Source organism: Cohaesibacter gelatinilyticus (genome assembly GCF_900215605.1).
Taxonomy (GTDB): domain Bacteria; phylum Pseudomonadota; class Alphaproteobacteria; order Rhizobiales; family Cohaesibacteraceae; genus Cohaesibacter; species Cohaesibacter gelatinilyticus.
Genome location: NZ_OBEL01000006.1, coordinates 28,562 through 41,863, shown reverse-complemented (window position 1 = coordinate 41,863; position 13,302 = coordinate 28,562). Strand labels below are relative to the sequence as shown.

At 51.1% G+C, this 13,302-nt stretch carries 10 protein-coding genes; 3 read left to right on the top strand and 7 right to left on the bottom strand.

Annotated features, from left to right (window positions below):
- Window positions 1-13: 13 nt before the first annotated feature.
- Entirely contained in the window at window positions 14-391 is a 378-nt protein-coding gene (locus tag CRO57_RS19670; RefSeq protein WP_097155228.1) for a hypothetical protein, read from the top strand.
- Between the two features lie 9 nt (window positions 392-400).
- Here the strand turns inward: CRO57_RS19670 and CRO57_RS19665 are convergent, their stop codons facing one another.
- The 5 genes from CRO57_RS19665 to CRO57_RS19645 form a co-directional block, all read right to left on the bottom strand.
- Window positions 401-1,135, bottom strand: coding sequence for a Crp/Fnr family transcriptional regulator (locus CRO57_RS19665; RefSeq protein WP_141401282.1), 735 nt, complete (start codon window positions 1,133-1,135; stop codon window positions 401-403).
- A 151-nt stretch (window positions 1,136-1,286) separates the two neighbouring features.
- The gene (gene uvrB, locus CRO57_RS19660) at window positions 1,287-3,941 is read right to left on the bottom strand and encodes an excinuclease ABC subunit UvrB (protein ID WP_097155226.1); all 2,655 of its coding nucleotides are present in this window, start codon (window positions 3,939-3,941) and stop codon (window positions 1,287-1,289) included.
- Window positions 3,942-4,322: 381 nt separating this feature from the next.
- Window positions 4,323-5,228 (bottom strand): DMT family transporter, encoded by a 906-nt coding sequence (locus CRO57_RS19655; protein WP_141401281.1) that lies wholly within the window; start codon window positions 5,226-5,228, stop codon window positions 4,323-4,325.
- A gap of 121 nt (window positions 5,229-5,349) precedes the next feature.
- Window positions 5,350-5,988 carry a class GN sortase gene (locus CRO57_RS19650; RefSeq protein WP_097155224.1) on the bottom strand — a complete coding sequence of 213 codons (639 nt, stop codon included), beginning with the start codon at window positions 5,986-5,988 and terminating at the stop codon, window positions 5,350-5,352.
- Between the two features lie 17 nt (window positions 5,989-6,005).
- The gene (locus CRO57_RS19645) at window positions 6,006-8,450 is read right to left on the bottom strand and encodes a marine proteobacterial sortase target protein (RefSeq protein WP_097155223.1); all 2,445 of its coding nucleotides are present in this window, start codon (window positions 8,448-8,450) and stop codon (window positions 6,006-6,008) included.
- A 239-nt stretch (window positions 8,451-8,689) separates the two neighbouring features.
- Between CRO57_RS19645 and CRO57_RS19640 the strand changes: the two genes are divergently transcribed.
- Complete coding sequence (locus CRO57_RS19640) at window positions 8,690-8,893, top strand: YgaP family membrane protein (RefSeq protein ID WP_097155222.1); 204 nt, start codon at window positions 8,690-8,692, stop codon at window positions 8,891-8,893.
- Window positions 8,894-8,976: 83 nt separating this feature from the next.
- Here the strand turns inward: CRO57_RS19640 and CRO57_RS19635 are convergent, their stop codons facing one another.
- Window positions 8,977-9,684, bottom strand: coding sequence for a cytochrome b/b6 domain-containing protein (locus tag CRO57_RS19635; protein WP_097155221.1), 708 nt, complete (start codon window positions 9,682-9,684; stop codon window positions 8,977-8,979).
- A gap of 4 nt (window positions 9,685-9,688) precedes the next feature.
- Window positions 9,689-11,425 (bottom strand): tetrathionate reductase family octaheme c-type cytochrome, encoded by a 1,737-nt coding sequence (locus CRO57_RS19630; RefSeq protein ID WP_097155220.1) that lies wholly within the window; start codon window positions 11,423-11,425, stop codon window positions 9,689-9,691.
- Between the two features lie 457 nt (window positions 11,426-11,882).
- On the opposite strand from CRO57_RS19630, the gene CRO57_RS19625 reads away from it, so the two are divergent.
- The gene (locus CRO57_RS19625; RefSeq protein ID WP_097155219.1) at window positions 11,883-13,085 is read left to right on the top strand and encodes a pyridoxal phosphate-dependent aminotransferase; all 1,203 of its coding nucleotides are present in this window, start codon (window positions 11,883-11,885) and stop codon (window positions 13,083-13,085) included.
- The last annotated feature ends 217 nt before the right edge of the window (window positions 13,086-13,302 follow it).

Here is a 13,302-nt window from a genome sequence, read left to right as displayed (position 1 = left end):
AAGCAGGTGCAAGATGACCACTGATCGACAGAATGATCCAGAATTTGAAGCACTGTTGCAGACTTATCTTGAAATCTGCAATCATTCGCTTGCGCAAATCCAGTCGCCAGAAGTGAAAGCCATATTGGAGGCTGCTCTTTCTGAGGGAGAGGGGCAACAAACAGAGTTTTTGTTGCGGGATGATCGACCTCAAGCCAGCGTTGGCATTCATGTTGGTTCAGAGGGACTTATGGAAAGTCCAAGTAAGGGCGATAGGGATGAAAAAGCTGAACAAAAATGGGTATTTGATTATAGCTACCTGAAGTCTGTGATTGACCAGAAAGAGCTTTATATCAAAGAGCCTGAACGTCTTGACTGGTCCTGGCTCTATATGCTTGCCAAATCAGAGTGATCTGGTGAGTTAATCGCGCTCTTCGTCGTCACCATCACATGGGAAGAAACTTGAGCAAGCCTGACAAGAATAACTGGTGAGGGAATCAACATCATCGATATGGATCGTTGATTGTTTGACCGTGATATCCGTGTTTTTCTTCAGGGCTTTGAGCGCACGAGAGAAGGTTTCTGGGGTCATTCCCAAGCGTGTTGCCACCAATGCCTTGTTGTATGGCAGATTGATTGGTGGACAGGGTGTCTCACCATCCCATGCAGACTGGGGCACCAGTTTGAGCAGGAAACATCCGACCCGTTGTGGTGCGTTTTGCAGCATGAAACGCTCGATTTCACCATCCAGCTTGCGTCGATGTTCCGACATGGCCGTGATCATGTTGACGGCTACGCCCTGATGGTTCTTGATTGCTTCTTTCAGAATGCTGACAGGAATGGAGAACAGAGTGGTGTCTTCGACTGCTTCTGCGTACCAGCCATAGTCGCTCTTGCCAAAGAGGCTGTTTTCGCCAAACATTCCAAAGGTACTGAGGATATCCAGCACGGCTTCCTGACCGTCCTGTGTATCACGGAAAAGCTTTACCCAACCTGATTGTACGATGTAGAAATTGTGCGCGACATCATCCGGAGCACAAATCATTGTGCCCTTCTTGATCTGTCGTTGATTTGTATGAGCGCAGAAATGGTCAATTATCTGCTCATCAAGGCCATTGAACAATGGCACCTGATGCAACAGCTCAGATGTTTGCACTGGTCTACTCGCACTATGATCTTATGATCCCGAGATCGACCATATACGGCTTTCTGCTTAGAAAGCAAGTTATTGTTTTAAATTGCAAAGCTTTTATTTTGTTATTTTTCAGTCACTTAAATGACATAAAATAACAATCTATAGTTGTATTTTATGTTTTTCGTCTCTTGGGTTTTGGATAGGAGCGCCCACCTTTGGGTATAGTGCGGTCGGTACCAGGACCCATATCATCCAGATCAGGCTCCTGGATGCGGGTGCCTTTGGGCAGGTTGGCCGACTTGCCGTATTTTTTGTCGCCCTTGTAGCTACCTGCCTGATTTTCAATGGAAGATTGGCGAGCAAGGGGATCATCGGCAATGGCAAGTTCGGTTTCGCGCAGGCGCTTGACCTCGTCGCGCAAACGGGCCGCCTCTTCGAATTCCAGATTACCAGCGGCCTCTTTCATCCGATTTTCCAAGTCCTCGATATGGGCTTCCAGGTTATGGCCAATGGAGGCCGGGCCTTCTTCTGCCATGCCTTTGTCAACGGTGACATGATCGCCCTCATAGACCGAGCCAAGAATATCGCCGATATTTTTCTTCACTGTTTGCGGCGTGATTCCGTGTTCTTCGTTATAGGCTGTCTGCTTTTCACGACGGCGATTGGTTTCGCCAATGGCGCGCTCCATGGAGCCAGTCATGCGGTCGGCATAAAGAATGACCTTGCCGTCTGCGTTACGGGCTGCACGACCAATGGTCTGAATGAGGGAAGTTTCCGAGCGTAGGAACCCTTCCTTGTCTGCATCGAGAATGGCGACAAGACCACATTCGGGAATATCCAGACCCTCGCGTAGCAGGTTGATGCCGATGAGAACATCAAAGGCACCAAGGCGCAGGTCGCGTATGATTTCGATCCGCTCCAGCGTATCGACATCGGAGTGCATATAGCGCACGCGGACGCCTTGCTCATGCAGGTATTCAGTCAGGTCTTCTGCCATGCGCTTGGTCAGAGTTGTGACTAACGTTCGGAAACCAGCAGCGGCCTTTTCTTTCACTTCACCCAGTAGATCATCCACTTGCGTGGTGGCAGGGCGGATCTCAATGACTGGGTCAATCAAGCCAGTTGGACGAATGACCTGTTCGGCAAAGACGCCGCCTGTCTCTTCCATCTCCCATTTTCCCGGGGTGGCGGAAACGGCGACGGTTTGCGGGCGCATGGCATCCCATTCCTCAAAGCGCAAAGGACGATTGTCCATGCAGCTTGGAAGGCGGAAGCCGTATTCGGCCAAGGTTGCTTTTCGTCTGAAGTCACCCCGATACATGGCGCCGAGCTGGCCTATGGTGACATGGCTCTCATCGATGAAGATCAGAGCATTGTCGGGCAGATATTCAAACAAAGTGGGAGGTGGTTCACCTGGAAGACGTCCGGTGAGATAACGGGAATAGTTCTCAATGCCAGCACATGCACCGGTTGCTTCCATCATTTCCAGATCGAAGCGGCAACGCTGCTCGAGTCTCTGGGCTTCCAGTAGACGGCCATGGGCGTTAAGTTCTTCGATGCGTTCAGCCATCTCCTTCTTGATGCTTTTAATCGCCTGATTGAGCGTTGGGCGTGGGGTTACATAGTGTGAGTTCGCATAGAGCTTGACGAATTCGAGCTCCCCGGCCTTTTTGCCGGTGAGAGGGTCAAACTCCATGATTTCTTCGATTTCGTCGCCAAACATGGAGACGCGCCAGGCGCGGTCCTCATAGTGGGCTGGGAAGATCTCGATGATGTCACCGCGAACACGGAAGTTGCCGCGCTGGAAAGCTTGATCATTGCGTCGATATTGAAGCGCGACCAGATCAGCCATCAATTGGCGCTGATCAATCTGGTCACCAACCTCAATCTTGAAGCTCATCTCGGTATAGGTCTCAACCGAGCCGATACCATAGATGCACGAAACCGATGCGACGATGATTACGTCATCGCGTTCCAGTACTGCACGGGTGGCGGAGTGGCGCATGCGGTCAATCTGTTCGTTGACGCTGCTGTCCTTCTCGATGAAGGTATCGGTGCGCGGCACATAGGCTTCTGGCTGGTAATAGTCATAGTAGGAGACAAAATACTCTACCGCATTGTTCGGGAAGAAGCTTTTGAACTCGCCATAGAGCTGTGCTGCCAGTGTCTTGTTTGGTGCCAAAATTAACGCCGGGCGCTGGGTCTTGGCGATGATCTGCGCCATGGTGAAGGTTTTACCAGACCCAGTCACCCCAAGCAGAACCTGTGTGGCTTCACCATCCTTTACACCTTCTACCAGATCGGCAATGGCGGTGGGTTGATCGCCAGAAGGCTCGAATTCGGTAACCAGATCAAAGGACACACCGCCTTCGGATTTTTCCGGTCTGTCCGGGCGATGAGGGCGCCATGGTTCGGCATCCATGAATTCCGGACGGCCATGCTCGATCAGCTTCTCCAGAGCGGTGACGGTTTCCGTGACCCCCGAGCGATCAGAGCTTTTCTTTTTCTTCTGAGCCTTTTTGCGTTCCTTGGTGACACGTTCCAGCTCTTCAGCTTTTTCCAACGAGATATCAAGACCGGCAACAGGATTCTGACCGCCAGCAGCCTTTTGGCGGGCGGTGACATCCTTATCATCTGGCTTGGCTTTGCGGGTGCGCTTTGGTTTGGCGGGGGGCGTTGTTTTTGTTTCTACGCTTTGGGCTATCTCGTCAGCCCAGCTGGAAATGGAATCGGACAGAGGCACGCCTTCAAATGCGGCTTGTGGGGCTTCTCCCATGCCGTCTGGTTTTGTTGTTTTCCCAGAATTGCTGTCTTTTTTCGATGCCATGAAAGCCCCTTTGCTCGTGGGTTATTGGATCAAGCGAGCATGAAACAGAATTGCCCATCAGATGGGCGAACCTCGGTCAATATAAGGGAACAAAGAGGGAATAAGAAGAGCCATTCCATAGGAATGGGGAAATTTATGTCTCGTCTGGCTGTCGGAACGGAGATGCCAGCTAAGACTATTGAAGACATTTGCAAAAGATCTTTTTATTATGTATATTCGAAATATATAAAATATCAGTACAGATGAAGATTGGATCTGATTGCTGATATTTGATGCCGACATTTTGGAACTCTCTGGAGTGGTGACAAAGCGGTTCTCCGTTGCCATTCCGACAACTGAGGCTGCTTCTTAAACCTTCTGGTTGGAAGCAGCCTTTTCTTTTCAGTTATTTTGCTCGGCGAGTTTTTTGGATTTAATGAATTTTTGGAATTGTGGCAGCAATTCCACCAGCAGAATGGAAGAAAAGATCATGGCGCAGCCAAGCCATTGGTCGCCTGTCAGGGTTTCTCCGAGAATCAGGGCACCAAACAATGCGGCAAACAGGCTTTCTGTGGAAAGCAGAATAGCAGCATCGGACGGAGCAGTATAACGCTGCGCAATTGCCTGCAGGGTGAAGGCAAGCCCAACGGACATGAAGCCTGCATAAAGCAGTTCTTTCCAAGCTCCTACGATATTCTGCGTGGACAATGGTTCGAGCATCAATCCCAGAACCAGCCCTATGATGCCGGAGGTCAGGAATTGCAGGAAAGCGACGCTTAGCGGATTTCCATAGGTGCTGACCAGTCGTCCAAGCAATAGAATCTGCAAAGCCCAGAAAAGAGCTGATGCGATCATCAGCAAGTCACCTTCAACAAGGCCATTCAGACCACCTGCCAGCAGATAAGTGCCAGTCAGGGAGATGGTGACGATTACCCAGATAATGGGGTTTGGTGCCTGACGGAACAGAATTAAGCTCAGCAAGGGTGTCAAGATCACATAGAGTGCGGTCAGGAAACCCGCATTGGTGACCGTGGTGGTCAGGAAGCCATATTGCTGAATGATCGTCGCGATGAAGAAGATGACGCCGACAAAAATGCCTTGATAATGTCCTTTGGCCGGGATCGGGTTGGGGCTTCTTTTCCATTCCCAATAGGCAAATGGCGCAACTGCCAAGGCTCCCAACAGGAAACGAATGCCCGTAAAAGCAAGCGGGCCGATATTGTCCATGGCCGTGGATTGCGCAACAAAGGCGGCACCCCAGACAATGGCAGCAACGAGCAACAGCAGATTGGCAGTGAGACGCGACATGGCAACACCTGCGAAAACGGAAATCAAAGAGGGAGTTATTTGTCTTCCCGCAGAGAGTTGGGGAAGATCTTGTCCTATCTCATGATTGCAGGCAGCTCAAGAATATTCTTTAGTCAATCGCTCAATCTGCAGGTGCATTGCTGGCAATCTGTGTTCTGGACGTCTGCTTGGCATGCAGAATGAAGCGCTGGTCTGTTGGGGTGATGCTGTCAAACGGCCAGCAAGACACAAGCACCAGTTCAGGTTCATAGCCGTCCGCTGAGAGGCCTGATTGATCCCATTGAGCGATGCGGGATTGAGTGATCTCATAATCGAATTTTTGACCATCGGCCGATGTGAGTGAGAGCTTGTCGCCGATCTTGATATCCTTCAGGGCCTTGAAATGGGTATCACGATGAGCGGAGATGATGGTGCTGCCATTGCTTCCGGGTTGAGCGGATTGATTGAGGAGAACCGGTCCAAAAGCCAATCCCTCACCGCCGGCCTCTTTGAGGATGATGGATTTAAGCCCCAAAGATGGAATGGAGAGTTGGGCGACAGGCCAGCTATCGGCCCAACTCCAAGCTTTGTGATTTTGACCCGTTTGCAGACTTTTGACCCAAGCACGCTCTAGTAGTATTTGCGCCAATTGTGCTTTGGCCGGAATCCAGAGCCCATGCGCAACAAGCATCATCCCTGTGAGAGTGATGAGGCCAGCCAGCCCCAGAATGACTTTTCGGGGCTGACGAGGATGATGCCTGTTGCGGGTCGAGGAGCTCATTTGATCTGATTTCCTGTTCAGGCTGTCGGTCTGCGGTTGCGCCAGGCAAGGAACAGACCGAAGATCATCAGGGAGAGACCACTGTAAAGCGCGATCTGAGCGTTGGTTGCTGTGCGTGGCAGTGGAATGGAACGTTTCTGACTGCCAAGTTGTGCCGTGCCTGCTGTTGGTGGTGCTGCCTTGCGCGCCAGCATCGGGGTGGCTTGAGAGAATAGAGCCATTTGCTGCGGCGCGGCTTCCAATGCAGCTTCGATCTGCGGGTCTGCACTTGCAGGAGTATTTGGAGCCGTGGTTGGGGCAGGAGTTTTGCCTGGTGCCTCGTCGAAGATCTTGTCGAACTGCCAACCGTCCGGCAAATTCAAAGGAACTTTTTTGCTGTTCAATTCTTCTCCGCTTGGGCGAGATGGAGTGACATCGACAGCTACGAGACTTGTGAGACGGGTGACCAGATGATGATCCAAGCCCAATTTCTCGATTGCCTTGTCGATGATTTCATATTGATTGGAAAGCAGGCGATCACTTTCCAGCTGACGGATCTTGCGGCGGGCCCACAGTTTGTCGATCGCGTTTGAATCTGCTGCTTTGCTGAGATCCAGCTTCACTGACCAAGGCTGATTATCAAAGCGTCCGGTCAGGGTCATGTCTGATCCCAGATCCTTGGCCTTGATGGCAACGACCAGAGGGTCGCCAAGATACAGATCGGGTAGGGGATTGGGGGCGATCTCGGCATCCTTGGCATTGGTCATGCTCAGAGCCAGATCGGTGGCGACAGGGTTGGAGAGCTTGGCGAACAGTTCCGCCATCTTGCTTTTCACGTCAGTGACCGAGTTGATATGAGTGAAGGTGCCTTTGCCCTCTTCAGCTGCGCGGGTCATGAAGAAGGTGTTGGGGGCAGAACCAATGCCGACCGTGAAGATACGAGAGCGGCCTTTACCTTGTTTGATGATTTCAAACAATTGTCTTTCATTGCCGATGGCACCGTCGGTCAGGAAAACCACCTGACGCAGAGTTGGAGCTTTCGGATCTGCATCCAGCAATGCTTGCTGCATGGCGGTTGCCATCTCCGTACCACCTTCGGCTTTCAATGCCTGAACCCAGCCTGTGGCTTGCGCTATATTGGTGGCGTTGACTGCGACTGGCTGCAGGAATAGCTGATCCATTTCATGGTTGAAGCGGATGACATTGAAGCGATCATGTGGCTTCAATTTCTGCAGTGCTGAAATCAAACTGGCTTTTGCCTGTTCCATGGAGGGCCCCGCCATGGAACCGGAATTATCGATTACGAAGGTGATGTCGCGAGCTGGTTGAGCGAGGCCCTCAACCAATTTGTATGGTGGTGTGATATAGGCGAGTAGATAGTCCTCGCTTGCCTTTTTGCTTGCTTCACTATCGGATTTTGGTGTGAAGGTCTGTTTGAACAGGCCGATTTGCGGTGTTTTGCCCGGCTTGCTTTTCCAGCTCAAGACAAAATCGCGATCTGCGGGAACGGCCTCCTTGGCAAGAGAGAGCTTTAACTCGCTCTCGCTTTCATTGGCGATATTGACCTTGTGGTTCTCGGATGTGACATCGGCAAGAGCAAAACCGGCTTTGAGATCGACCGAGAGGGTGACCGGATTGGTTTTGGGCTCGGTTTCAGGATCGAGAACTGGAGAAGTGATGGCATCACGGTCTGGTACGGGATCGGTGCTACCCCAGCCGGAGCCATCTACTTTGTCAGATGTGTAGTCAACGCTTGGCTTCAGCGGTTTTGCTGCAGGATTATAGCGGGGTGCAACAACCAACGGCACGCGCAGGGAGAACGTATTAGCGGAGCGCTGGATGGTCTGTTGATATTCGATCTGAACGGTGATGCTCTCTCCCGGACCGATATTGGCAACGCTGTTGGTGAAGATGTTTGGACGGTTCTGTTCCAGCAGCGAAGCTTTTTTGCCTTCACGCTTGGCTTTCTCGTAAATTTCTCTGGCTTCAAGTTTTTTCTTGATGATGCCTTCGATATATCGATCACCAATCTTCATGCGCAACTGGTCAACCGCAGAATCCGTTGGCAGCGGGAAGACATAGACACCTTCCAGCCATGCGTCGGATGGGTTGAGGAATTTCTGCGTGATGATGGTTCTGGCGATGGGGCCGGTAACATCGACTTTGATGTCACTGGCCACACGTGGGGCTTCGATATAGCGGCCGGGCTCCTTGCTTTCAAACAAAAGGGCACCGGTTTGCATGTCATTGGGTGTTACCAGACGAGGCATGGTTTGGGCATCAGGCTGGCTCGCCAGTTGGGGGTGACCGGTGGCGGAATGAGCGGGATTGGAAGCGACAACAAAGCCGGTTGCCATCATGCTTGCATAAACAATTGCCCAGATCTTGAAGCCTTTGGAAATGGATCTTTCGCGTTTTCGCTTGGCAGACAGATCAATGGAGTGGCGTTTTCTTGATTTTCGTTTTGGCAATTGATTGGGCATGACAAGTTCCGCTTATTCTTATGATGACAATAAGCCATATAAACAAGCGAATGGGGCTGTCTTTTGCGGCAATCATGGCCAAAGCGGACAGTTTTTGTGACCATTTTGGGGCAACAAGCCTAAGCTGAATACACCCTGATCAATTCGCAGTGTGTAGGAGGAGTGCGTAAAGCAGCTTTACGTGTGTGTGATTATTTGCTAGTTAATTTCGAAAGTTTGAAACTATTTGGAGTTAACCCATGTGTCTTGATCGCAGCATGTTTGCGTTTGCCGGGGTGATGATTTTGGTGTCTGTTGTTTTGACCCAGTTCGTGCATCCGGCTTTCTTCTGGTTCACCGTCTTTGTCGGTGCCAATCTTTTGCAGTCTGCCTTTACTGGTTGGTGCCCTGCCGCCATCATCATGAAGAAACTTGGCGTGAAGCCTGGTACAGCTTTCAAATAAACATTGCTTGGAGCTGATATTGAAAAGGCCGCCGGAGTAATCCGGCGGCCTTTTGTCTTCTCTGTATGTCTTGGGGGAGGAGGTTACTTGCGTAACTTGTCCGGCTCCTGCTCTTCCAGATAGGCTTCTTCTGCCTCGGTCAGCTCGATATTCTCATAACCGGTGACCATGGTCTTGATGTAATGGAAGACCGTCTTGCCCGTTGTGGTCATATAGATATGGATTGCAACGAACGTGATCATCAGGAAGGCAGCTGCCGTATGAATGAAGGCAACGCCCTGAAAGATGGTATTGGCACCATCGATATGTGACCAGGCGGAATAGAACAGATACGCCAGGCCTGACAACCACAGAGCTGGGCCGATGATGACCATGAAGGTCAGATAGGCCAGCGACTGAAGGGCATTCTGTTTGCGCTTCAGGCTCTTGGAATAAGGGTGAGGTGCCCCGGTCAAAATCCCAATGGCATAGAATTTTATGACGTCGAACAGACCCTTGTTATTGGGCAGGTAATGACGCCATTGACCGGTGGTGAAATTCCAGAAGGTGGTGAAGGTCCAAAGAACAATCAGAGCAATGGCCCCGAAGGTATGAAGCATGACCGCTTGTGGGAACGGGATCACTCCGATCGTGCCATGCAGATTGAAGCCGGTGAAGGCCAGAATGAAGATCAGCAGGGCTTGAGACCAATGCCAGAACCGCTCGTAGCGGGTATAGATTTTCACTGCACGCTTTGTCGTGTTCAGCTCTGATGCCTCATTGGCTTGCGGAATGGATGCAATGTCAGTCATGATGTTATCCTTCCCGAGTGATTGGTTTGCGATTGCGCAGAACGAAGCGCAACAGGCCATGGAGCAAGACGCCCAGGATGGTCAGGCCAAAGGCGAGATATCCCAACCAGTCGAGCCATTTGAAGCTGTCGCGACCGGGGATATAGACCCCTTCAATGCCTGCCATGCGGCCATTCCTGGTATGGCATTCCTGACAATCGACGGCTTTTTCCTTCGGAGCCACCATATGGGTGATGGGCCAGAACATGTTTGTGTCGACAAAGTCGAATTTTCCGGAATAATCGTGACCGGAATAATCCATGCCCGCTTGAATGGCTTTTGGCCAATCGAAGTTGGTCCAAAGCGATGTGTCATCCTTGCCAAAGACATGGGTATAGACCAGTTGGCTTTTCTCAACGTCGTAGGGCTGACGAGTTTCCATGCGCTTGAAGGGCCAGATTTTGGATTGACCGTCATTTGGTGCGCCCAGGATTTCGTTCAGCTCGACCGTTTTGGTTGGGTCGATCTTGTCGTCGACCAGCTTGTACTGGAAGTTGCCATTATACCAGGCATAGTATGGTTGGATATTCTCGCCATATTCGAAGTTGCCCTTTTGGGACATGTAGCTTGGATGGCCGTGGTCATCCATGATCTTGAATGGCTTGCCATCCTTCAACTTGCCAGCGGTTGACCAATCCCATTTGGTCTTGGTGGCAACGCCACCACGGGCAAATTCCGGGATATGGCAGGTTTGACAAGCAATTGTGTCGGTGTGGTTGTTCAGCTTGATGGCTTTGAGATTGTTGCCCGGATGGGGTTTGTCTGAATGACAGCTTTCGCAAGAAGCAGTCTCCGCCATATGTCCCATCTTGGCCATCTTGGCAGTTGGCGCTTTCTTGGCATCCTTGCCTTTTTCGACATTGCTCTCAGCAGAGCTGCCATAGCGGGAGCCTGGCCATTGGTGACCGGAGCCGGAGTGACAGGCCGTACAGGCCATGTTCAATCCGTCTTCCTGCATATGAACATCCAGTTCCTTGCCAGGATGGTTCAACGAGCTGTCCAGATCGCCATGCTTTACCGCATCGCCACCACCACCATAATAGTGACAGGAGCCGCAATTCTCGCGCTGCGGATTGCGCACGGACATGGCAGCCTTGGAGAGATTGGGCGGTTGCTTGATTTTGCCTTTCCAAGGAGCGGGTTCATACAGTGGATGGCCTGCCTTGGTCGGGAATTTGGAATATTTTGCGGTTTCAGCGTGGCAGACCAAACAGTCAACGGCTTCAGGTTCGCTTGGTGGTGGTTTGCGCACATCGGTCCAACCATAGCCTGCATGGCAAGAGGTGCAGCGTGGCTCATTGGATGCCACATTGCCGCAAAAAGCATTGATGACGCTTTTCTTGCCAAGGGTCTGGCCGGTGGTGGGATTGGTATATTCCCATTTCCAGTGAATGGAATCGTGGATCTGATCTGCTGCTTCAGTATGGCAGCTGAGGCAAGCATTGGTGACTTCCGGACCAGACTTGAACTCCTGTTGCAGGATTTCAAATTTGCTATGGTCAGCGGTGCCACCTGGCTTCTTGCCAGATAGTTGCAATTGGCTTGTCTGTGCCGGTTGCGATGATTGTGCTGAAGACTGGGCGGCATGAGCGCCGGTCCACGCAACTGTCACCCCTAATGGGGCTAGGGTGTAAAGGGCCAGTACTACTGCTAGATATGCAGATACGAAGCGCTTTTTCACCCGTTTTGCAGTGTCCGCCATTGGGTCCTCCGAACGGATGCAAATGGGATAGCAAAACAACTCCCCGACTGGTCTCAGCAGAGTTGCGCGATATCTGATTGATATCTCGTATCTTTTGAGCTTTCTGGTTTTTTGAAAGGGCTCCAGATACGCCCCGGTCCATGGATAATTATAGATCCTGACATTCATAAGTTCGAATATTAAAATTTGGTCATAAAGTCACAGGTGTTTGTGATTAGGTCATATGGATTAGATCCGGATTGGCTACTAAATCCTACGGTTGCATACATTTGTTTCGCAGCTTTTGTGCATGAGACACGTCTGCACTCAATATTGGCCAAAAAAGCCGGGTTGAACCTGTCACGCGCCTTGAATTTCCGCACTTTGTGCACTAGGGTGCGGGCGTCGGAAAGCTGGGTAGTTTTGCTGACTTGGCTTTCACGTCTTTTTCTTTTCCAAACAAATGTTGGAGGGCTCCATGAGCTTTATCGCCGAGCAGCTTTCGCGTGTAAAACCTTCTGCGACCATCGCAGTGACAAACAAGGCACGTGAACTCAAGGCCGCTGGTCGTGATGTCATCGGTCTGGGGGCAGGGGAACCTGATTTCGATACTCCGGAAAATATCAAGCAAGCCGGTATTGACGCGATTACTCGTGGAGAGACTAAATACACAGCTGTTGACGGTATTCCTGAGCTGAAGACTGCGATTGCTGCCAAGTTCAAGCGCGAGAATGGTCTGGATTACGAGCCTGCCCAGTGTTTCGTGGCGCCGGGCGGTAAGCCGATTATCTATAACGCAATGATGGCAACCATCAATCCTGGCGATGAAGTGATCATTCCCGCGCCATATTGGGTGTCCTATCCTGATATCGTTCTACTGGCTGGGGGTACACCGGTATCGGTGGAAGCAACTCTGGAGAATGGCTTCAAACTTCAGCCGGAACAGCTGGAAGCTGCCATTACTGAGAAAACCAAATGGGTGATGTTCAACTCTCCCTCCAATCCGTCTGGTGCGGCTTATACTCGCGATGAGCTGAAAGCGCTGACTGATGTTCTGGTCAAGTATCCTGATATCTGGATCTTGTCCGATGACATGTATGAGCATCTTGTCTATGACGATTTTGAGTTTGTGACCCCAGCACAGGTGGAACCATCTCTCAAGGATCGTACCCTGACCATGAACGGTGTTTCCAAAGCCTATGCGATGACCGGCTGGCGGATTGGCTATGCGGCTGGTCCTGTGGAACTGATCGCGGCCATGCGCAAGATTCAGTCCCAGTCCACTTCCAACCCGACCTCCATTTCACAATGGGCGTCTGTTGAAGCGTTGAATGGTCCCCAGGATTTCATCTCTGAGCGTGGTGCTGTCTTCAAGGCACGTCGTGATATGGTGGTTGAGAAGCTGAACGAATGTGAAGGCCTGACTTGTCCGACGCCGGAAGGTGCCTTCTATGTCTATCCGTCTTGTGCTGGTACCATCGGTAAAACAGCACCATCCGGCAAAGTGATAGAAACTGATGAGGATTTCGTCACCGAGCTGCTTGAAGGCGAAGGTGTTGCCGTGGTTCAGGGCTCTGCCTTTGGTCTGGCCCCTTACTTCCGTATTTCCTATGCGACCTCCACAGAAGCTCTGACCGAGGCTTGTGCCCGCATCAAGCGCTTCTGTGCAGCATTGAAATAAGCTCGATCAATATGACTGACTGATGAGCGGGCCGGTCTGATGGATCGGCTCGTTTTGTTTGGGCTGGTTGATCGGTATTTTCCAGTGACCAAAGATGTGATATTTGCCAAATTTTGCGATTGATCAATTGGTACGAACGCTTTTGCGCTAAGCTGTTTTTATCGTTTCCGGCGATGGGATTAGGTATCCGGGACTTTTTTCGTTAAAGTTGGTTTCA

What these genes read in the sequence shown, in the direction of transcription:
- CRO57_RS19670 (WP_097155228.1), top strand. Translation starts at nt 14, where the DNA reads ATGACCACTGATCGACAGAATGATCCAGAATTTGAAGCACTGTTGCAG.
- uvrB (WP_097155226.1), bottom strand. Translation starts at nt 3,941, where the DNA reads ATGGCATCGAAAAAAGACAGCAATTCTGGGAAAACAACAAAACCAGAC.
- CRO57_RS19655 (WP_141401281.1), bottom strand. Translation starts at nt 5,228, where the DNA reads ATGTCGCGTCTCACTGCCAATCTGCTGTTGCTCGTTGCTGCCATTGTC.
- CRO57_RS19650 (WP_097155224.1), bottom strand. Translation starts at nt 5,988, where the DNA reads ATGAGCTCCTCGACCCGCAACAGGCATCATCCTCGTCAGCCCCGAAAA.
- CRO57_RS19645 (WP_097155223.1), bottom strand. Translation starts at nt 8,450, where the DNA reads ATGCCCAATCAATTGCCAAAACGAAAATCAAGAAAACGCCACTCCATT.
- CRO57_RS19640 (WP_097155222.1), top strand. Translation starts at nt 8,690, where the DNA reads ATGTGTCTTGATCGCAGCATGTTTGCGTTTGCCGGGGTGATGATTTTG.
- CRO57_RS19635 (WP_097155221.1), bottom strand. Translation starts at nt 9,684, where the DNA reads ATGACTGACATTGCATCCATTCCGCAAGCCAATGAGGCATCAGAGCTG.
- CRO57_RS19630 (WP_097155220.1), bottom strand. Translation starts at nt 11,425, where the DNA reads ATGGCGGACACTGCAAAACGGGTGAAAAAGCGCTTCGTATCTGCATAT.
- CRO57_RS19625 (WP_097155219.1), top strand. Translation starts at nt 11,883, where the DNA reads ATGAGCTTTATCGCCGAGCAGCTTTCGCGTGTAAAACCTTCTGCGACC.